The organism is Bacillus kexueae (genome assembly GCF_022809095.1).
Classification (GTDB): domain Bacteria; phylum Bacillota; class Bacilli; order Bacillales; family Aeribacillaceae; genus Bacillus_BZ; species Bacillus_BZ kexueae.
This window is the reverse complement of the sequence record NZ_JALAZE010000003.1, coordinates 123,591-144,365: the sequence shown is the minus strand read 5'-3', so window position 1 is coordinate 144,365 and position 20,775 is coordinate 123,591. Positions and strand designations below refer to the sequence as shown.

The 20,775-nt window shown below is 39.1% G+C and carries 18 protein-coding genes, 1 riboswitch and 1 other annotated feature; all 18 genes read right to left on the bottom strand.

Annotation, left to right across the window (positions count from 1 at the left end; genetic code table 11):
• Position 1 precedes the first annotated feature (1 nt).
• Entirely contained in the window at positions 2-1,057 is a 1,056-nt protein-coding gene (locus ML543_RS08205; RefSeq protein ID WP_243386776.1) for an inorganic phosphate transporter, read from the bottom strand.
• Between the two features lie 3 nt (positions 1,058-1,060).
• Complete coding sequence (locus ML543_RS08200) at positions 1,061-1,774, bottom strand: phosphoadenylyl-sulfate reductase (RefSeq protein WP_243386775.1); 714 nt, start codon at positions 1,772-1,774, stop codon at positions 1,061-1,063.
• Positions 1,775-1,892: 118 nt separating this feature from the next.
• Entirely contained in the window at positions 1,893-2,036 is a 144-nt protein-coding gene (locus ML543_RS08195; RefSeq protein WP_243386774.1) for a YezD family protein, read from the bottom strand.
• 134 nt (positions 2,037-2,170) lie between these two features.
• Positions 2,171-2,274: riboswitch (SAM riboswitch) on the bottom strand.
• Positions 2,275-2,446: 172 nt separating this feature from the next.
• The gene (gene pyrE / locus ML543_RS08190; RefSeq protein WP_243386773.1) at positions 2,447-3,079 is read right to left on the bottom strand and encodes an orotate phosphoribosyltransferase; all 633 of its coding nucleotides are present in this window, start codon (positions 3,077-3,079) and stop codon (positions 2,447-2,449) included.
• The gene (gene pyrF / locus ML543_RS08185) at positions 3,076-3,783 is read right to left on the bottom strand and encodes an orotidine-5'-phosphate decarboxylase (protein ID WP_243386772.1); all 708 of its coding nucleotides are present in this window, start codon (positions 3,781-3,783) and stop codon (positions 3,076-3,078) included. The genes pyrE and pyrF overlap by 4 nt, the downstream gene beginning before the upstream one ends.
• Complete coding sequence (locus ML543_RS08180) at positions 3,758-4,687, bottom strand: dihydroorotate dehydrogenase (protein WP_243386771.1); 930 nt, start codon at positions 4,685-4,687, stop codon at positions 3,758-3,760. The genes pyrF and ML543_RS08180 overlap by 26 nt, the downstream gene beginning before the upstream one ends.
• Positions 4,681-5,463, bottom strand: coding sequence for a dihydroorotate dehydrogenase electron transfer subunit (locus ML543_RS08175; protein WP_243386770.1), 783 nt, complete (start codon positions 5,461-5,463; stop codon positions 4,681-4,683). Before ML543_RS08175 ends, ML543_RS08180 begins: the two co-directional genes overlap by 7 nt.
• Positions 5,460-8,675, bottom strand: coding sequence for a carbamoyl-phosphate synthase large subunit (carB, locus tag ML543_RS08170; RefSeq protein WP_243386768.1), 3,216 nt, complete (start codon positions 8,673-8,675; stop codon positions 5,460-5,462). The genes ML543_RS08175 and carB overlap by 4 nt, the downstream gene beginning before the upstream one ends.
• Positions 8,660-9,763 (bottom strand): carbamoyl phosphate synthase small subunit, encoded by a 1,104-nt coding sequence (locus tag ML543_RS08165; protein ID WP_243386766.1) that lies wholly within the window; start codon positions 9,761-9,763, stop codon positions 8,660-8,662. The genes carB and ML543_RS08165 overlap by 16 nt, the downstream gene beginning before the upstream one ends.
• Position 9,764: 1 nt before the next feature.
• Positions 9,765-11,048, bottom strand: a complete 1,284-nt coding sequence (locus ML543_RS08160; protein WP_243386764.1) for a dihydroorotase — start codon at positions 11,046-11,048, stop codon at positions 9,765-9,767.
• On the bottom strand, positions 11,012-11,941 hold the full coding sequence (locus tag ML543_RS08155; protein WP_243386762.1) for an aspartate carbamoyltransferase catalytic subunit: 930 nt from the start codon (positions 11,939-11,941) through the stop codon (positions 11,012-11,014). The genes ML543_RS08160 and ML543_RS08155 overlap by 37 nt, the downstream gene beginning before the upstream one ends.
• 316 nt (positions 11,942-12,257) lie before the next feature.
• Positions 12,258-13,562: a solute carrier family 23 protein gene (locus ML543_RS08150; protein ID WP_243386760.1), complete on the bottom strand. Its 1,305-nt coding sequence runs from the start codon at positions 13,560-13,562 to the stop codon at positions 12,258-12,260.
• A 171-nt stretch (positions 13,563-13,733) separates the two neighbouring features.
• A complete protein-coding gene (gene pyrR, locus ML543_RS08145) occupies positions 13,734-14,276 on the bottom strand; it encodes a bifunctional pyr operon transcriptional regulator/uracil phosphoribosyltransferase PyrR (protein ID WP_243386759.1) in 543 nt (180 codons plus the stop codon).
• Between the two features lie 174 nt (positions 14,277-14,450).
• Entirely contained in the window at positions 14,451-15,365 is a 915-nt protein-coding gene (locus ML543_RS08140) for an RluA family pseudouridine synthase (RefSeq protein WP_243386758.1), read from the bottom strand.
• Between the two features lie 4 nt (positions 15,366-15,369).
• Entirely contained in the window at positions 15,370-15,831 is a 462-nt protein-coding gene (gene lspA / locus ML543_RS08135; RefSeq protein WP_243387006.1) for a signal peptidase II, read from the bottom strand.
• Positions 15,832-16,040: 209 nt separating this feature from the next.
• Entirely contained in the window at positions 16,041-16,328 is a 288-nt protein-coding gene (locus ML543_RS08130; RefSeq protein WP_243386757.1) for a TraR/DksA C4-type zinc finger protein, read from the bottom strand.
• Between the two features lie 697 nt (positions 16,329-17,025).
• Entirely contained in the window at positions 17,026-19,794 is a 2,769-nt protein-coding gene (gene ileS / locus ML543_RS08125; protein WP_243386756.1) for an isoleucine--tRNA ligase, read from the bottom strand.
• Positions 19,795-19,927: 133 nt separating this feature from the next.
• Positions 19,928-20,158 (bottom strand) — a binding site (T-box leader).
• Positions 20,159-20,239: 81 nt separating this feature from the next.
• Positions 20,240-20,749, bottom strand: coding sequence for a DivIVA domain-containing protein (locus ML543_RS08120; protein ID WP_243386755.1), 510 nt, complete (start codon positions 20,747-20,749; stop codon positions 20,240-20,242).
• Between the last annotated feature and the right edge of the window lie 26 nt (positions 20,750-20,775).

Here is a 20,775-nt window from a genome sequence, read left to right as displayed (position 1 = left end):
TTCAATTCCTCCTTAAATAAATATGTTTACTTGGATTAAAGAATGAAGTCATTAAGCTAATAAAAATAATTGTTGCTATAAAAACGATAAACACCATGATGAATGAGTACCAATTTGAAAAAACGAATGCTTGAACGAGCGCATATGAAACGATTAATGAAGCAAGCGGTGAAACGATCCATATTTTTACAAGTCTTTTGACGACTTCTTTTTCAAAAACGGCTCGTTTCTCTTTTACAAAGCCAATTCCTAAAATAGATGATGTGGTGATTTGTGTCATCGGAATCGGGATACCAAAAAGTGATGCTATGATGACTAACGTTGCACCTGTTGCTGAAACATTGATACCTTCTAATTTTGTTAAATGCGTAATCCGTTTACCGTTCGTTTCTAACACATTTTTCCCAAGAAGTATGACCCCGAGAGCTACAAAGATACCGCCAAGCCACTTACCATCACCTTCCGTTAGCATTCCTGCTCCGACAAGGGGACCGACTGCATTGGCAATGTTATTCATTCCAGCAGAAAATGCTTCAAAAAATCCAGTCATAATTAGCACATAACTTATATACTTGGAAGTGATTAATTTCTTCGATGTCACAAATTGATTGATGAGCTTTTGAAAAAAAACGGTAAGGAAGAACGCGACAATCGGAACCATTACCCATAAAGAGACGATAAAAAAAATGGAATCAAAATATAATGATTGGAATGCAACCCCTACTCCTACCACCGCACCTACCGTTACTTCACTGGTCGATAGTGGAATTCCTAATAAATTGGCCATCATTAACGTCACCGTTGCAGAAGCTAATATGATGACGACAATCTTCGGACTTAAGATACTCTCATTCATTAAGCCTTCGCCTATCGTCTTGATCACTTCTCCTCCCCCAATGATGGCACCGAACAATATTCCTATGGAGCAAAGAATTAACGCAATCCGCTTTGAAGGAATAGCACCAGATCCATAAGCAACTCCCATCGAAGCCGCTGCACCACTCGCTCCAATATTCATCGCAAATAAGCAGCTAATGATAACAGCAATCCATTCCATCGGTTACGACCCTTCCGGTTGAACATGTAGTCCACACTCCAATTTTGCTTTCCCTTGCCATCTTCCAGCACGTAAATCTTCTTCATTCCATACGGGACTTGTGCATGGCTGACACCCGATGCTTGGATACCCTTTATCATGCAAAATGTTGTAATCCAATTGATGTTTATGGGCATATCTCCAAATGTCTTTCCAAGTCCAATGGATAAGCGGACAAATCTTCACCTTTTTAAACCGATGGTCTTGATTGAGAAATTGTACTTCTTTTCGGGTTGGGGATTGCTCCCTTCTTAAGCCTGAAATCCAAGCTTTTACAGGTTTTAAAGTTTCTTCAAGTGGTAATACCTTTCGAATGTAACAACATTGATTCGGATTGTGTTTCCATAATTCTTCACCATAAGTTTGTTGTTGTTCTTCCAATGACATGGAAGGTTTTTTCAACTGTATAGATAGGGTAGGATATCGTTTTTTTACCTTTTGAATGCATTCATATGTTTCTTGAAAGTGCAGACCTGTATCTAAAAACACAATGTTTGCTTGTTTATGAACTTGATGGATTAAATCAATTAACACGATTCCTTCAATCCCGAAGCTACATGCGTAAACGATTTCTTCCGAATTATATGTTTCATAAGCCCATGCTAATGTTTCAATCGCACCTTTTGTTTCCGTTTGAGAATTAAACAAATGATTTTCCCAATTCTCATAAGTTAACACGTTTATTCCTCCCTTATCGGGTACTAATTTGCACGAAGCGTTTGTATACGAAAAGGCGGTTTTAGCCTTCATCATGATTGTCAGCTAAAACCGCCTCTAGTTTGTCTAGTCAGCGCTTTTATGTTAAACGGACCTTTTCACTTTTTTCTAACTGAATCACCTTTCCATTTTGTACGACAAGTGTAATGGAACCAAACTTCAAATCTTGTAACATCTTTTTTATTTCTACCATTAACTCATCTAGACGCTCTTCTTCATTCATATGATGAATCCCCCTCTAATGAAACTAATTCCTTTTATTCCAAGTGGTTAAATCGGGATATAGTGTAAATGAAATCGCAGGTGCTGAAAAAAGAAGATTAAATCGTCTGAGGATAAAATCGAGGCATTGTTCTCTACTTATCTCTCAAAACGGATCCCATTTTGCTGGAATTAGCACCTTGCTTATGCAGGTTGCCGGGTTTCATTGGGCCAGTTCCCTTCACCACTCTTGATAAGTATTGCTATTAATTTCAAATTTTATCATAAAATTCTTGAAAGTCAACCCGAGTTTTTTTATCGGAATTATATTTTTGATTTTTCATTATTTTCATTCTTTCTATCTTAAAAATTAAATGAAAAAGGGAATCCCTTTAGTTACTTACTATTTGAACGGATTCCCTTTCAATCCTATTACACCTTCATCCAATCTACAGTTTCGTGATTCTCCCGCCATTTTGCGAGCTTAGTCATTTGCTCTTGCGAAATGTAACCCTCCTCCACTGCTACATCCATTAATGTTTCGTAATGACATAGCGTATAAACGGGAATCTCTTTATCTTCAAAATGATCATCAGCAATTGGTAATTGATATGTAAAAATTGCTGCGACTCCAACCACTTCACACCCTGCCTTTTGCAAAGCATCAACAACTTTTAATGCACTCTGACCTGTCGAAATTAAATCCTCAATTACTACCACTTTTTGACCTTTTTCAACTTTTCCTTCAATTTGGTTTCCTTTCCCGTGTCCTTTTGGCGAGCTTCGAACATAACACATCGGTAATCCAAGTACGTCACTCACGAGTGCTGCATGAGGTATACCTGCCGTTGCGCATCCGGCAATCATGTTAACATCAACGAATCGATCTTTAATTAGTTCAGAAAGACCTTTATATATCATTTCTCGAATAGAAGGAAATGATAAAGTCATTCGGTTATCACAATAGATGGGGGATTTAATTCCACTTGCCCATGTAAATGGTTCATCTGGATTGAGCTGAACTGCACCAATGGCCAGTAATTGTTTTGCTAGTTGTTTATTCATTCGTAAACTCCCTCCCACTCACTTTTTACTTGTTGATATGCACGATACGGATCCTTAGCTCTCGTTATGGAACGACCGACGACAATACCTGTTGCGCCTAGCTTTCTCGCAAGCTGAGGAGTGGCAACTCGTACTTGATCCCCATTTTGATCATCTGCAAGGCGAATGCCCGGGGTAATGGTCTGAAACGACTCTCCACATACGTCTGTTATGATCCCCACTTCGTGTGCAGAGCAAACAACTCCATCAAGTCCTGATTGCTTAGCTAGTCGTGCTAAATTCCGAACAGAATTTTCGAGTGACAATGATATCATTTGTTCCTTTTGCACCATCTGTTCATCTGAGCTTGTCAGCTGTGTTACTGCTATAATCGTTGGACGCTGTTGACGAGATGCTCCAGATTCCAATCCTTCGAGAGCTGCCTCCATCATGCGACTACCACCTAGTGCATGAACATTCACCATATCCACTTCAAGGTTCGCCACTCTTTTCATCGCCTGCTTAACCGTATTCGGGATATCATGAAGCTTCAAATCTAAAAAAATTTGATGCCCTTTTTCTTTTAAATAATCGATGATTTTCGGTCCCTCTTGATAATAGAGCTCCATCCCTACCTTCACATAGAGAGACTCATGAAAATGATCAAGGAACGAATCTACTTTTTGTTTCGTTTCGAAATCAAGCGCGATGATGAGTGGTCTCATTTTTCCAACTCCTTCCGATACATTCCGATACAGAATCATGCCCATATTCTTTTAATTTTTCTGGGAGCTGTTCAATGATTTCTTTGCATATAAACGGATTAACAAAGTTCGCCGTCCCAACAGCTACCGCTGAGGCACCTGCATATAAAAATTCCAACACATCATCCGCTGTCATCACGCCTCCCATTCCAATAATTGGGATGTTCACAACTTGACTCACTTCATACACCATCCGAATGGCAACTGGTTTTACTGCTGGACCAGATAATCCACCCGTTTTATTCGCCAAAATCGGTTTTTGGGAGCGCAAATCAATTCTCATTCCGAGCAATGTGTTAATTAGTGTTAAACCATCTGCTCCTTGGTCTTCGACAGCTTTTGCAATGTCAACAATATTAGATACATTCGGCGATAACTTGACATATACTGGGACTTTCGCCTTTGCTTTTACTTCTCTAGTTAGTTGCGCTGCAATCGTTGCGTCCGTCCCAAACGTAATCCCACCTTTTTTTACATTCGGGCAGGATATATTTAATTCAATGGCTTTCACATTTTGTGCTTCACCAATTCGTTCAGCAACTGCCACATACTCTTCAATAGTCGTACCAGCCACATTGGCTATGATTGGTACGTTATACTGTTGAAGAAAAGGTAATTCTTCTGTCATCACCTTTTCTAATCCAGGATTTTGAAGCCCAATGGCGTTCAACATCCCTGATGAGGTTTCGGCTACACGTGGCGTATCGTTTCCAAATCTCGGTTCTAACGTCGTCGCTTTGATCATAATGGCACCAAGAATGGATAAATCATATAGCTTACTATATTCTCTACCGAAGCCAAAGCATCCTGATGCAGGCATAATCGGATTTTTCAAAGACAATCCCGGCAAATGAGTCGTTAACATCCATACACCACCTCTCCGCTTTTAAATACAGGTCCATCCGTGCAAATTTTTTTGTATCCTTGTTTAGAAGCATCGTTTTTTACAGGGCATACACAAGCAAAACAAGCACCAATTCCACATCCCATTCGTTCTTCTAATGAAATATATACATGTTGATTTGGATACATGGATTCAATAGCCTTTAACATTGGTGAAGGACCACAAGAAAATAAAACGTCAAACGATAGCTCCTTCTCCTTTAAAACATCTGTTACAAATCCCTTATATCCCTTAGAGCCATCAACAGTTGTGATCCATGTATCCCCTAAAAATTCAAATTTTTCATCATAAAATATAACTTCTTCCGTATGAAACCCTAGGACATGCTGGACAATCACACCTTTTTGAACAAGTTGTTTCGAGAGTTCATATAAAGGAGGAACTCCAATTCCTCCTCCAACAATTAATGCACGATTGTCCTCATTTAGTTCATAAATGGGAAAACCATTTCCAAGTGGACCAAGAATATCTACCTTGCTTCCTTTTTGTATTTGTGCCATTCTTTTTGTTCCAGCACCTTCTGCTCGGTAAATTAACTTTAACCAGCTTTCTTTCCGGTTGAATTCTGCAATACTTATAGGTCTTCGTAAAAGTAAATCGCTTTGATCATCAATTTTCACATGAACAAATTGTCCCGGAGCTGAAATATCTTCAACAATGCTGCCAGTTAAAATTATTTCATAAATGTTGTGCGCAATTTGTTCATGATGAAGGACAATCATTTTCTCTTTTCTCATCCTATCGGCTCCTCAATCTTTTTCTTCATTCCTTTAGGCATGGCTTCAGTTGTCAGAGCCATTGCCTCTAAAACGCGCAAGATTGCTTTAGCTGTATCGAGTGAAGTGAGACATGGAACACCATTTTCTACCGCTTCACGTCGAATTCTAAATCCATCTCTAGCTGGCTGCTTTCCTTTCGTAAGCGTGTTTATAACAAATTGTGCTTCTCCATTTCGAATGACATCTAAAATGGTATGGCCGTTTGCCCCAATTTTTTTGACAACTTTCGAAGGGATTCCATGTTCATTTAAAAACGCAGATGTTCCTTCCGTCGCAAGTACTTCATACCCAATATGGTGGAAGCGGCTCGCTAAGTTTAACGCTTCGATTTTATCTTTATCCGCAACGGTAAGTAGAACTGATCCATGTTGTTCGATTTTCATTCCAGCGGCTACAAGTCCTTTATATAATGCTTTTTCAAGTGTTTTTTCTTTTCCCATTACCTCGCCTGTTGATTTCATCTCAGGTCCTAAAGTAATATCAACTCGGCGTAGCTTCGCAAAGGAAAACACCGGAACTTTGACAAATACATCTTGAGGTTGTTCCGCTAAGCCTGTCTTGTAACCGAATGAAGAAAGTGAGTGTCCTAATATAACCTTCGTCGCTAAATTAGCCATCGGAATTTGCGTGATTTTACTTAAAAATGGTACCGTTCGACTCGAACGTGGATTTACCTCCAATACATAGGGTTGGTTGTTTGATACGACAAATTGAATGTTTAATAGACCGATAATGTTGAGTCCTCGTGCTAGCTTAATCGTATAATCTACGAGCGTTTGCTTAAGTTCTTCTGACAATGTTTGTGGCGGGTAAACAGCAATAGAGTCACCCGAATGAACACCGGCTCGCTCAATATGCTCCATTATCCCAGGAATCACTACATTCTCTCCGTCAGAAATTGCATCCACTTCAATCTCAATTCCTGTTACATACTGGTCGATTAATACAGGGTGATCTGGATTAACTTTTACAGCGTTCTCCATATAATGAAGGAGTTCTTCTTTTCGATATACGATTTCCATTGCACGACCGCCGAGGACATAAGAAGGTCTCACTAGTACCGGGTACCCAATTTCAGCTGCAATGTGAACCGCTTCTTCCACAGATGTAGCTGTTTTTCCAGTCGGTTGAGGAATATTTAGCGTTTGTAACGTTTGTTCGAATTTATCTCGGTTTTCCGCACGGTCTAAATCTTCCAACCTTGTTCCTAATATCGTTACACCTCTTTCAGCTAATTCAGCCGCTAAGTTGATTGCTGTTTGTCCCCCGAATTGCACGATAACTCCTTTTGGCTTTTCGAGATCAATAACATGCATGACATCCTCTATCGTAAGCGGCTCGAAGTATAGTTTGTCAGAGATGCTAAAGTCCGTAGATACGGTTTCAGGGTTATTGTTTATGATAATCGCTTCGTATCCAGCCTCACGAATGGCAAAGACTGAGTGGACCGTTGCGTAATCAAATTCTATCCCTTGCCCGATACGAATCGGACCTGACCCTAAAACGACTATGCTTTGCTTATCGGTAACGACCGATTCATTTTCATCTTCGTACGTTCCATAAAAATATGGTGTTTCCGATTCAAATTCTGCTGCACATGTATCAACCATTTTATATACAGGAACGATTTGATGTTGATTTCTTAATTCATAAACCTCTTTTTCTGAACAATTCCATACAGATGCAATAAAATGATCACTAAATCCAAGTCGTTTTGCACGCTCGAGAATTTCAATATGAAATGGATGCTCCTTTACCTGATGCTCGAAGGATATAATGTTTGCCATTTTTCTTAAGAAAAACAAATCAATTTGACTCCACTCATGAATGGTTTCAATTGAGATTCCTCTTCTCAATGCTTCTCCGATGTAAAAGAGGCGTTCATCTCCAGCTCTTCTAATCCGTTTCTCAATTGTATCCATTTCAAACTTGGATGCATCTTTTAATGTTAGGTGATATACCCCTGCTTCTAATGAGCGCACTGCTTTTAATAACGATTCTTCGAATGTTCTTCCTATAGCCATTACTTCCCCTGTTGCTTTCATTTGAGTTCCAAGGTGACGATTCGCTGATTCAAATTTATCAAATGGCCAACGAGGGATTTTCGTCACTACATAGTCGAGTGCCGGTTCAAAACAAGCATATGTTTTTCCAGTTACAGGGTTTTTCATTTCATCGAGCGTTAATCCTACAGCTATTTTGGCTGCTAACTTCGCAATTGGGTAACCGGTTGCTTTTGACGCGAGAGCAGAAGAGCGACTAACCCGCGGATTTACTTCGATTACATAGTATTGAAAACTATGTGGATCTAAAGCAAGCTGAACATTACATCCGCCTTCAATTTTTAGTGATCGTATGATTTTTAATGAAACGTTACGAAGCATATGATATTCTCGATCCGAAAGCGTTTGGCTTGGAGCTACGACAATCGAATCTCCCGTGTGTACTCCGACTGGATCAATATTTTCCATGTTACAAACAACAATGGCATGATCCTTGGAATCTCGCATTACCTCATATTCAATCTCTTTGAATCCCGCAATACTTTTTTCGAGCAAACATTGGCGTACAGGACTCAACTTCAATCCATTGGTCACGATTTCTGTTAATTCCTCATCATTGTGACAAATTCCCCCGCCTGTTCCTCCAAGGGTATAAGCTGGACGGACAATAACCGGATACCCTACCAGTTGGACAAATCGTTTTGCTTCTTCTAACTCATGAATGATTTCACTTTCTGGGACAGGTTCATTAAGTTCATTCATTAACTTGCGGAATTGCTCTCGGTCCTCAGCTTTTTGAATCGCCGCTAAGTTGGTTCCTAAAATTTCAACGCCACACTCCGCTAAAATTCCTTTTTCAAATAGTTCTATAGCTAAATTTAACCCCGTTTGACCACCAAGCGTTGGCAAGATCGCATCGGGTCTTTCTTTTCGAATAATATTGGCTAAAAAGTCAACTGTAAGAGGTTCGATATACACTTTATCGGCAATTTCGGCATCAGTCATAATTGTCGCAGGGTTTGAATTTACTAAAATAACTTCGTATCCTTCTTCTTTTAAAGCCATACAAGCTTGCGTACCAGAGTAATCAAATTCTGCAGCTTGACCAATGATTATTGGTCCAGAACCTACTACTAATATTTTTTTTATATCTACACGTTTTGGCATGCGAAATCCCCTCTTTTCTTTTTCGTTTCATCCATAAGTGTTAAAAACTGATCGAATAATTCATTCGCATCTTCAGGACCAGGTGAAGCTTCTGGATGGTATTGAACAGTAAATGCTGGGTAGTTGTTATGCCTCAATCCTTCAATTGTTCCATCATTTAAGGCGACATGAGTAACGGTTAAATCTGTATGTTCAATTGAATCATGTGTAACGGTGTAACTATGATTTTGTGAAGTTAAATAAACTTTGTCACTCGATAAGTCTTTAACGGGATGGTTGGAGCCACGATGACCAAACTTAAGTTTTTCGGTTTCAGCCCCACAAGCTAGCGCAAATAATTGGTGTCCAAGACAAATCCCGAATATCGGAACTTTCCCTAACAAGCTTTGAACCATTTCAATCGCTTCTGGAACATCTTTCGGGTCACCAGGCCCATTCGAGAGCATGACGCCATCTGGATTTAAAAGCATGATTTCTTTAGCTGTAGTATGATAGGGGACGACAACGACGTCACAATCACGTTTGTTTAACTCTCGTAAAATTCCGTGCTTCATGCCAAAATCTACGAGAACGACTCGATGTCCACGTCCTGGGGAAGGGTAAGGTGTTTTAGTAGATACTAATGCCACTTGATCTCTTCGCAACGAAGTAGTTTTTAGAAGTTCTACCATTTTACTCGGTTCTTCTTTAGTTGAGCAGATGAGGCCTTTCAACGTACCGTATTGACGAATGATTTTCGTTAATTTACGTGTGTCAATTCCGCTAATCCCTGGAATGTTTTTTATTTTTAAAAATTCATGGAATGACATTTCTTTACGAAAGTTTGATGGACAATCACAAACTTCTCGGACAACAACTCCGTTAACAGAAGGAAGAATGGATTCAAAATCATCTCGGTTGATGCCATAATTTCCAACTAACGGATATGTAAACGTCACAATTTGACCACAATACGACGGATCGGACAATGTCTCTTGATAGCCCGTCATACCAGTTGTGAAAACAACTTCACCGACAATATCTCGTTCGCTTCCAAAACCACATCCAACGAAAAACTCTCCATTTTCTAACACTAACATTCGTTTCATCTTAACTCGTCACTTCCTTTTCCCATACGATTTCACCATTCACCATTGTTAATACAGGCCATCCAGCACACTTCCAACCTGCAAAAGGTGTATTTCTTCCTTTTGATACGAATTTTTCTGGGTCAATGACTTGTTGCTGTTCTAAATCCAGTATTGTTAAATCAGCCAATTCACCTTCCTTTAAAGTTCCATAGCTTAAACCGAATGCATTTGCTGGTTTAATCGTTAACCAATCGAGTAACTGCTTTAACGTAAAGATGTTTTTCTTTACAAAATGGGTATAAAGCAGGGGAAATGCCGTTTCCAATCCGACAATTCCAAATGGCGCCAATTCAATTCCCTCTTCTTTTTCTTCCTTTGTATGCGGTGCATGATCGGTAGCAATGAAGTCAATGGTCCCATCAAGCAATCCTTCCAATAATGCTTCTTGATCCTCCTTGCTACGTAAAGGCGGGTTCATTTTAAAGTTGGGATTCTTTCCTTCTATGTCTTCTTCACAAAGCAGCAAGTGATGAGGGGTGACTTCACACGTTACACGGATCCCCGCTTTTTTCGCATCACGAACGACTCGAACCGATTCCTTCGTGCTTATATGACAGACATGATAATGACAACCTGTTGCTTCAGCGAGAAGTACATCTCTTGCAATATGTACACTTTCACAAACGGAAGGAATGCCGCGCAAACCATTTTCCTTTGCAAAAATCCCATCATGAACGCACCCACCATAAATTAATGAATTATCTTCACAATGAGCTACTATGGAAAAACCGCCTTTCGCCGCATTTTTCATCGCTTCATACATCAGCCCGGCTGATTGAACACCTACCCCATCATCTGTGAAGGCAAAGGCTCCAAGTTTTTTTAACGATTGAAAATCTGTCAACTCTTCACCAACCTGCCTTTTTGTAATTGACGCATACGGCAATACTCGTACATGGGCTGTTTCCTCAATTCGTTTCATCACATTTTGTAAATGGTTGATAGAATCTGGGACAGGTCTTGTGTTTGGCATTGCTGCTATCGTCGTAAATCCTCCTTTAGCAGCCGCCATTGTACCTGTCGCGATAGTTTCTTTTCGTTCTCCACCTGGTTCACGTAAATGTACATGGAGGTCAATGAAACCAGAAGAGACAAGCTTCCCATCGCATTCAATGATTCGCTCTGCCTGTTCATCAATGTTTGAAGAAATTTTTTCAATCCTTCCTTCGTCAATTTTTATATCTACTATTTTCGTCTCATTATGATCTACGATAATTTTCGCATTCCGTAAGATGGTGGACATGTTAAATCTCCTCCTTTCGAACTTTCAGCAAGCGCTTTTTTTAAAACGGCCATTCGAATATATACACCATTTTCCATCTGTTTAAAGATTCTCGACTTTTCTGATTCCACTAAGCTTGAATCAATTTCAACACCACGATTAACCGGTGCAGGGTGCATGATAATCGCATGACTTTTCATTTTTCTTTCCCGTTCAATTGTCAATCCATATTTTTTTAAATATTCCGATGTTTCAGATTTCACTTCATGTCTTTCATGTTGGATTCGTAGAAGCATAACAACATCTGATTTTTCTATGGCTTCCTCAATTTCAACATATCGACCGTGTGGATTTTGGACATCTTGTAAGGAAGGTGGTCCACTAAATAGAACCGTCGCGCCTAATCGGGTTAATGATTCAGCATTACTTCTGGCAACACGACTATGTCGAATATCACCAATGATTGATACTGTTAAACCTTGAAACGTTTGAAACTCTTCAAAAATTGTTAATAAATCAAGTAGACTTTGTGTTGGATGATGCCCACATCCGTCTCCAGCATTTATGATTGGCAATCCAATGGAAAGTAATTGATCGAAATACCGTTCTTGCTGATGTCGGATCACGACTGCATTCGCTCCAATTGCCTTCAGCGTGCGAACCGTATCATATAACGATTCTCCTTTTTGCACACTCGACATACTTTCTTCTACATGTAATACTTGCAACCCAAGCTTTTTTTCAGCTACCTCGAAGCTAAAACGTGTCCTTGTACTCGGTTCAAAAAATAGATTTGCCACAAAAGTAGTCTCATTAGGTAACCATCCTTTATTCCACTTGTAGTCCCTTGCATCCTTAAGTAGCATTTGAATTTCCGAAACTGTTAAATCAGTCATCGTAACAATATGACTCAAAATGAATTCTCCTTTCCAACTCCGCCAACATTTTATTTCGATTTAACTGAACGATTCCACAGTACGTGGACGCTTTCACTAGAGGATCCGCTCACTTACTCTAACCTCACATATTTATTAATAGAGGTATTTCTTTTGATTAATTCCGTGCTAAGTCGCCACCCTTCTGTTTAGTTTTTCAACGATGTTTAATGAGAAAAGACTTATGAAAAAACCCTAACCATAAAAAGACATGGTTAGGGTGTAATCACTCGATAATTGTGCATATCAAGGATACACCCTTTGAAGCCTCACGGGACTCCGATTAAAAGGTGCCTTACGATGCGATTGTATCTTTATTTACTTCTACATCTTTCGATTCACTTTCATGTTTTTCTTCTTTTAAAACTATATTCAATACTACTCCAACGATTGCTGCCAATGCCATACCATGTAATTCAAATCTTTCACCGATATGAATAATGGCGCCTCCAACTCCGATTACTAAGATGACAGATGTAATGATTAAGTTTCTCTTTTGACTTAAATCCACTTTATCATCAATCATCATACGTAAACCTGAGGATGCGATAATCCCGAAAAGTAGGATTGAAACTCCCCCCATCACTGGAGTTGGGATTGATGATATCAGTGCAGATATTTTTCCAATGAACCCAAATCCGATGGCAAATACTGCTGCACCTGCAATGACATAGATACTGAACACGCGGGTAATGGCCAAAACTCCGATATTTTCACCATACGTTGTGTTAGGCGGTCCACCTAATAACGCAGCAATCATAGTCGCCACACCGTCTCCTAGAATTGATCGTGATAAACCTGGCTTTTCAATTAAGTCACGTTTAATGACTTCACTTAACAACATTTGATGTCCGATATGTTCCGAAAGTGTCACAATTGCAACAGGAATCATTAGTAACGCAATCTCGATTGAGAATGATGGTGCATAATCTTTAAATGGAATAATGAATTCTGGCATTTGAATCCATTTTGCCTCAGCCACTTTTGCTAAATCAACAATGCCTATAGCAATCGAGTATACATATCCACCAGCAATTCCAATTAATACAGGAATCAAGTTGAGAAATCCTTTAAAAAAGACCGAGCTTAAGATCGTAATGAATAACGTGACAAGAGCGACTGAAAAATGTAATGTGCTGTATTCACCTTCTGGATTATTCATCGCCATTGAAACAGCTACATTTGCTAAGCTTAAACCAATTACGATGACAATCGGCCCGACAACTACTGTCGGCAAATACTTCATCACCCAACCGTGTCCTACAGACTTAATAATTAACGCGACAACTCCGTATACCAAACCAGCAAGTAAGCAGCCAATCATCGCTCCTCCAGGACCTGCTGCTTCTTTTGCGGCGATTAAAGGTGCGATAAATGCGAAGGAAGATCCTAAGTAGGCCGGTACTTGCCCTTTCGTAATGAGTAAAAATGCTAACGTCCCAACACCACTTGATATGAGCGCTACGGCTGGATCAATGCCTACTAAAAATGGAACTAGTATTGTCGCTCCAAACATGGCGAATAAATGTTGGAAACTAAGTGCAAACCAAGTTGATGCTTTCGGCTTATCATGGATATCTAAAATTACGTTTTGCTTCATGGATGATTCTCCCTTCATGTATGTGAATTCTTTATAAAAGAAAAACCCTCTTTGCAGGTGCAAAGAGGGTATAGATGTACAGTGAAACAGATGGATACACATATTTATTCCATCCTAGTACTTCCTTCTCCCCTTTGCAGCCTCACGGGACTGCCTTTAAAAGGGCATTTCTTATTCTTTTGTATGAATGGTTACTTGATCTTGATCATCTACTTCCATTAGCTCTACGACAATTTTTTCAGTGCTTGAAGTTGGAATATTCTTTCCAACATAATCAGCGCGAATAGGAAGCTCACGATGTCCTCGGTCCACTAAAACCGCCAATTGGATTTGTGCTGGTCTTCCGTTGTCAATTATTGCATCCATTGCTGCACGAACCGTTCTCCCTGTATATAAAACATCATCAACTAAAATTATTTTTTTGTTTGTGATGTCAAACGGAATGTTCGCACCTTTTACAAGAGGCTCTTTATCCTCTGTTTTTTGCGTTAAATCATCGCGGTAAAGAGTAATATCTAATTCTCCAACTGGAATTTGTTGGCCTTCAAATTTTTCAATTCGTTCGCTTAGTCGTTTCGCAATGTATATTCCTCTCGTCTTAATCCCGACTAAAATGCAATCATCAATTCCTTTGTTTCGTTCAATGATTTCATGGGATATTCTTGTTAGCGAACGTCTGATAGCTTGATCATCAAGTACTATCGCTTTCTGCATTTCGTTATAACACCTCGCTAAAATCCGTGAGCATAAAAAATCCTCTTAAGCAGAGGCTTAAGAGGACATACGAATAGCGTATACTATGATCGTATTATTGCTCCTTCTCAGCCTCACGGGACTGTATTAAAGGTTCTTAATTTAATCGTATTATTTCATACTCTTTTTCGTCTGTCAATGACTTTTCTTTAAAATTTGAAGCATTTTTTCCATCTCTTCTGGAATTGGCGATTCAAATTCCATATATTCTCCCGTTCGTGGATGAACAAACCCAAGGACTCCAGCATGAAGGGCTTGCCCGTCAATCGGAAGGGTCTTCTTCGGTCCATACTTAGGGTCGCCTGCCAGAGGAAACCCAATATATTTCATATGGACACGAATTTGATGTGTACGGCCTGTTTCTAACTGACACTCAATAAACGAGTAATCTTTAAAACGCTCAAGGACGCGGAAATGGGTTACCGCTTCTTTACTGTTTGATTCTGTAACAGTCATTGATTGACGGTCTTTCGGGTCACGTCCAATTGGAGCATCAATCGTACCGATATCGTGTGGAATCACACCGTGAACAATCGCATAGTATTTTCTCGTTACGGATTTTTCTACTAACTGATTTACAAGCGATTCATGAGCCTTGTCATTTTTAGCCACCATCAATAAGCCGGATGTATCTTTATCAATTCGATGAACAATCCCTGGTCTCATGACACCGTTAATACCTGATAAATCGGTACAATGTGCCATTAACCCATTCACTAACGTCCCTGATGCATGGCCCGGTGCTGGATGGACAACCATTCCACGAGGCTTGTTTACTACTAAAACATCCTCATCTTCGTAATAAATGTTTAAATCTATCTCTTCAGGTAAAATATCTAATGGCTCTGCTTCTTTTATCGTAACAACAATTTCATCATTTTCTTGACATTTATAATTTCCTTTGACTTGTTTCCCATTTACAAGTACAAGTCCTTCTTTAATCCATTGTTGCACTTGAGTTCGTGACCAATCTTCTTCATATGAAGATAACATTTTATCTATTCGGTTGTTTGCATCTTGCTGTTGTACAATGATTGTAACTTGTTCCATTATGCTACTCCTTTTTCTGTTTCCCTTCAAAAAACAGCATGTAAATAAATAATAAAATAACACCTATCGTTAATGCACTATCTGCAATATTAAAGATTGGAAAATCATATGTAAAAATAAAAGTATTGATAAAATCGACAACTTCCTTACGGAATAACCGGTCGATAAAGTTTCCGATCGCACCACCGAGCATAAAACCGAGGGCAATACCCATTAATCGTTCTTTTTTTCCGTATTTTTGTATGTAATAGATAATCCCAACGATGACAACACTCGTTATGATGTAAAAGAACCACATTTGTCCTTGTAATATTCCCCATGCAGCACCTCGATTACGATGAGAGGTTAAATAGAAAAAACCTTCCACAATTGGAATACTTTCTCCGAGTTCCATGTATTTAACCACTAACCACTTCGTCCATTGATCTAAAAGAATAACAACAAATGCTAATAAATAATAGACCACATTTTTCACCCTACCATTCCAAGTTTACCTTTGAATAGTAGCACAATTCCAATTACACTGTAAAGAATAAGTAAAAAATTACGGAAAGGGAGCATTTTCACTCCTTTCCAATGACATTTTTTCAATGACACAAACTTTATTACTACTGTTGAACTTGTAGAGCTGGCCGTTTCACTTCCTTAATTCACTATCTGTTTTTAAATTCCATCTTATGAAAGGACCTCACCCTTTACAAAATACCGTTGAAGCGATAAATCATCAACCGTTCTAGCAGTCGGGTATAAGTGAAGTAATGGTATCGGGATGAGTTGAGACGTTTGCTCACAAATTCCATATTGTCCGGTCGAAAGCTTCCATAACGCACGTTCAACATCCAATAATTCTTCTTTCATTATTAACCTTATCTCTTCTTGTAATTGGTGATGATCCATTAAACAAGATTGAAGTTCTTCTTTCATTAATTGCAATTCTTTTTCAATGTCGTTTAAATGAGCCACGAAAGACAACTCCTTTGTGGTTCTATAATTGGGTGTAAGTATAGTGTAAACGGATTTTCTTCCTTAACGCCTATCAAGTTTTTCCTTCTTTTCTGCAAGTTGTTCATAAACCGAAAACCTGTAGGTCATATACTGTAAACACCGTCACTCAGAAGAGAACATATTTAGCCGAAGTTCACATATTTAAATGTTTCCATATATGGTGTCTCATCGCTTTCACTTGAATTACTTAGAATAAAGGTTGATTTTAGTCATACAGTTAATTACGAAAGTTGGACGCTTTCTGAACTTGCACAGGACGTGTCCGCTTAAAGCAGAGTGCCCTTTCTCAACTTGCAAGCTCTCCCTCGGGGTCTTCTGCTCGTGCTTTTTTTTGAAGTCGCGTCTTTCGCTTCAAGTATTTCATCATTTCATGACTAAAAAGCATCAATGTATCCGAAAACATCCTGCATTAAGAAAAGCACAAAGCGCAAGTCCTTAGGCGAAGGGCGCTGGAGGACCTGAGAGGAGGCTTCCGTCGCCAAAGCAGGGCCGAAGCGACCCGAGTTGATGGCGCGAGACACCAAAAAAAACTGTAAAGAGAATACTTTAACACTTTATTGAACTTAAACTTTCTGTAAAATGAAAAAAGGCGGTTAAAACCAGTCCAGCTGATTTTAACCACCTTTTTGTCTCAATTTATCTTATTAGAAAGTGATTAAGAAACATATTGTTCACGAACAATTTTCGCACATCGTGGACACAATGTATCGTGGTCTTGATCTTCTCCAACTTCAGGAGTTACAACCCAACAGCGTTCACATGTTTTACCTTCTGCTTGTTTAACGACAATTTTCACTGCATCAAACGTTTGGGCATTTTCAGGAGCTTCCGTATAGGAGCCACCCATTGCAAATTCAGAAACGATAAACAGCTGTTTTAAGTCTTCTTCTACAGATTCAAGTAGCTCTTTTGCTTTTTCATTCGCATATAACGTCACACTTGCTGTCAGCGATTTTCCGATCACTTTTTCATTTCGTGCCACTTCAAGTGCTTTTAAAACATCATCTCGTAGTGACATGAATGCATCCCATTTTTGCTCTAATACTTCAGCATTTTCAAAATGCACAGCTTCTGGCATGTCAACTAATTGAACACTTTCTTCTTCAACTGAAGAAATATGACTCCAAACTTCTTCAGTTGTATGCGGTAAAATCGGTGTCATTAGTTTTACAAGTGCTAGTAAAGACTCGTAAAGCACTGTTTGAATAGCACGACGATCTTTATGATCAGCTGCTTCAATGTAAAGAACGTCTTTCGCAAAATCTAAATAGAAAGAACTTAATTCAATCGTACAGAAGTTGTGTACAGCGTGATAAATTGCTGCAAATTCATATTCATCATATGATTTCTTCACTTTTTCAATAAGTTTATTTAACTTTACAAGCATGTATTGATCAACTTCACGTAGTTGGTCAAATGCTACAGCATCTTTCTTCGGATCAAAATCGAATAAATTCCCAAGTAAGAAACGGTACGTATTACGAATTTTACGGTACACTTCAGCTACCTGTTTTAAAATAGCATCCGATACTCGGACGTCTGCTTGATAATCTACAGATGCAACCCAAAGTCTTAAAATATCTGCACCTAACTGGTTCATTACCTTCGCTGGAACGACTACGTTTCCAAGGGACTTACTCATTTTACGGCCTTCTCCATCTAAGGCAAATCCATGGGATAATACGCCTTTATAAGGAGCTTTTCCTGTTACCGCCACAGCTGTTGATAATGAAGAATTAAACCATCCACGATATTGGTCAGATCCTTCTAAATAAAGGTCAGCTGGACGATTAAGGTCATCACGTTCTACTAAAACGGCTTGATGAGACGAACCTGAGTCAAACCAAACGTCCATAATATCCGTTTCTTTTGTAAACTTTCCATTCGGACTTGAAGGATGCGTAAATCCTTCAGGTAATAATTCCTTCGCTTCTTTTTCAAACCAAATGTTTGACCCGTGCTCACGGAAAAGGTTAGATACATGGTCAATGGTTTCATCCGTAATAATCGGATCGCCATTTTCTCCATAAAAGACCGGAATCGGTACTCCCCAAGCGCGCTGACGAGAAATACACCAATCGCCACGATCACGAACCATATTGTACAGACGTGTTTCTCCCCATGCTGGAACCCACTTTGTATCTTCAACAGCCTTTAATAATTCATTTCGGAAATCTTTAATCGAAGCAAACCATTGAGCTGTTGCACGGAAAATCGTAGGTTTTTTCGTACGCCAGTCATGTGGATAAGAGTGTGTAATAAACGAAAGCTTTAATAAAGCACCGTTCTCTTCTAATTTTTGTGTAATCGGCTTGTTTGCTTCATCGTAAAACAATCCTTCAAACCCAGGTGCTTCACTCGTCATGTATCCTTTTTCATCAACTGGACAAAGCACATCTAAACCATATTTTTGTCCGATAATAAAGTCATCTTCCCCGTGACCTGGAGCTGTGTGTACACATCCTGTACCAGCGTCTGTCGTAACGTGGTCCCCAAGCATCACGATTGAATCACGCTCATATAATGGATGTTTCGCAACGATATGCTCTAGTTGTTGACCTTTAACTGTTCGAAGGGTCTCAAATTCTTCCCAACCAATTTCTTTTGCAACAGTTTCAACTAAATCATGAGCAACTAAAAGCTTCTCATCCCCTACTTTTACAACAACGTAATCTAAGTCAGGATGAACTGCAATACCTAAGTTTGCTGGAATGGTCCAAGGAGTTGTCGTCCAGATGACAATCTTTTCATCTTGTTCTAAAACGCCTTTTCCATCTTTAACAGCAAATGCAACATAAATGGATGGAGAGCGTTTATCATAATATTCAATTTCTGCTTCCGCTAAGGCAGATTCACTGGAAGGAGACCAGTATACAGGCTTTAACCCTTTATAAATATATCCTTTTTTCGCCATTTCACCGAAAACTTTAATTTGCTGAGCTTCGTATTCCGGAGTTAATGTGACGTAAGGATTATCCCAGTCTCCACGAACACCTAAACGCTTAAATTGTTCGCGCTGACGATCCACTTGCTCCCACGCATATTGCTCACATAGCTTTCGGAACTCTGCTACGCTCATTTCTTTACGGTTGACTTTTTTATTTTTTGTTAACGCCGTTTCAATTGGTAAACCGTGTGTATCCCAACCAGGAACATATGGCGCATGATACCCGCTCATCGATTTATATCGCACGATGAAGTCTTTTAAAATTTTGTTTAATGCATGCCCCATATGAATGTCACCATTCGCATAAGGAGGTCCGTCATGCAAAATAAATAGCGGTCGACCTTCAGTTCGTTTTTGAACTTTCTCATAAATGTTCATTTCTTCCCACTTCGCCTGCATATCAGGTTCGCGTTTCGGTAAGTTTCCACGCATCGGAAACTCTGTTTTAGGCATTAACAACGTATCTTTGTAATCCATTTCCATTCCTCCACAATTGTTTTCAATCAATCGTTAATTCCACCAACCATTTTCACTAAATTAGAAAACGCAGGTAGATTTTATTCGTTCAGAATTCGATTAAATTCTGAAATAAAAAAACCTTCTCATCCCAAAAAGGGACGAGAAGGTTTGCTCGCGGTACCACCCTTATAGATAAACCGACATGAAAGTAGTTTATCCACTTCATTCTGATAACGGGATTTACTTCCCGTCTTAGCTTACTTTATTCAGCCAAGAACTCAAGGGTGATCTTCATTCCTTAACCTTTTGCTTAGCTTTCACCGTCCTAAGCTCGCTTAGAAAAGGGTATCTAAGGAATTACTGTCCCTCTCATCGTGTTTACAAGATGATTCATTTGGTTTTACTGTTTTCTTATTTTATGCGAAGAAAATATAAGATGTCAAGTTTTCTCAAGCATTCCTGGTTATGAATTAGACTCTTCAAACTCTTCATCGACAATTGGTTCTACTTTGTATTCCATTAAGTGGTCCCAGTCATCATTTTTTAGTAAGTCAAGTTGGGCTTCAATTAACATTTGGAAACGTGTTCGGAATACTTTCGATTGTTTTTTCATTTCTTCAATATCCATAGCAATTTTACGGGATTTGGCTAACGCTTCATTAATAATCCGATCAGCATTTTTTTCCGCTTCCTTAATAATAAGCTTCGCTTCTTTTTGAGCGCCTCTTTTTACATCTTCTGCCGCTTCTTGAGCAACTAAAATCGACTTGTTTAGTGTTTCCTCTATATTAGTAAAATGTCCAAGCTTCTCCGTTAACTCCTGGACTTTTAGTTCTAGCTCTTTCTTCTCACGAATAATCATTTCGTAGTCTTTAATTACTTGATCAAGAAACTCGTTCACTTCATCTTCATCATAACCTCGGAAACCTTTTGTAAATTCCTTATTATGAATATCTAATGGCGTTAAAGGCACGAATGCCACCTCCGTATGTATTGACT

What these genes read in the sequence shown, in the direction of transcription:
- ML543_RS08180 (WP_243386771.1), bottom strand. Translation starts at nt 4,687, where the DNA reads ATGTTAACGACTCATTTGCCGGGATTGTCTTTGAAAAATCCGATTATG.
- carB (WP_243386768.1), bottom strand. Translation starts at nt 8,675, where the DNA reads ATGCCAAAACGTGTAGATATAAAAAAAATATTAGTAGTAGGTTCTGGA.
- ML543_RS08165 (WP_243386766.1), bottom strand. Translation starts at nt 9,763, where the DNA reads ATGAAACGAATGTTAGTGTTAGAAAATGGAGAGTTTTTCGTTGGATGT.
- ML543_RS08140 (WP_243386758.1), bottom strand. Translation starts at nt 15,365, where the DNA reads ATGGAACAAGTTACAATCATTGTACAACAGCAAGATGCAAACAACCGA.
- ML543_RS08160 (WP_243386764.1), bottom strand. Translation starts at nt 11,048, where the DNA reads ATGTCCACCATCTTACGGAATGCGAAAATTATCGTAGATCATAATGAG.
- ML543_RS08150 (WP_243386760.1), bottom strand. Translation starts at nt 13,562, where the DNA reads ATGAAGCAAAACGTAATTTTAGATATCCATGATAAGCCGAAAGCATCA.
- ML543_RS08205 (WP_243386776.1), bottom strand. Translation starts at nt 1,057, where the DNA reads ATGGAATGGATTGCTGTTATCATTAGCTGCTTATTTGCGATGAATATT.
- ileS (WP_243386756.1), bottom strand. Translation starts at nt 19,794, where the DNA reads ATGGATTACAAAGATACGTTGTTAATGCCTAAAACAGAGTTTCCGATG.
- pyrF (WP_243386772.1), bottom strand. Translation starts at nt 3,783, where the DNA reads ATGAGACCACTCATCATCGCGCTTGATTTCGAAACGAAACAAAAAGTA.
- pyrR (WP_243386759.1), bottom strand. Translation starts at nt 14,276, where the DNA reads ATGCAGAAAGCGATAGTACTTGATGATCAAGCTATCAGACGTTCGCTA.
- ML543_RS08195 (WP_243386774.1), bottom strand. Translation starts at nt 2,036, where the DNA reads ATGAATGAAGAAGAGCGTCTAGATGAGTTAATGGTAGAAATAAAAAAG.
- pyrE (WP_243386773.1), bottom strand. Translation starts at nt 3,079, where the DNA reads ATGAATAAACAACTAGCAAAACAATTACTGGCCATTGGTGCAGTTCAG.
- ML543_RS08175 (WP_243386770.1), bottom strand. Translation starts at nt 5,463, where the DNA reads ATGAGAAAAGAGAAAATGATTGTCCTTCATCATGAACAAATTGCGCAC.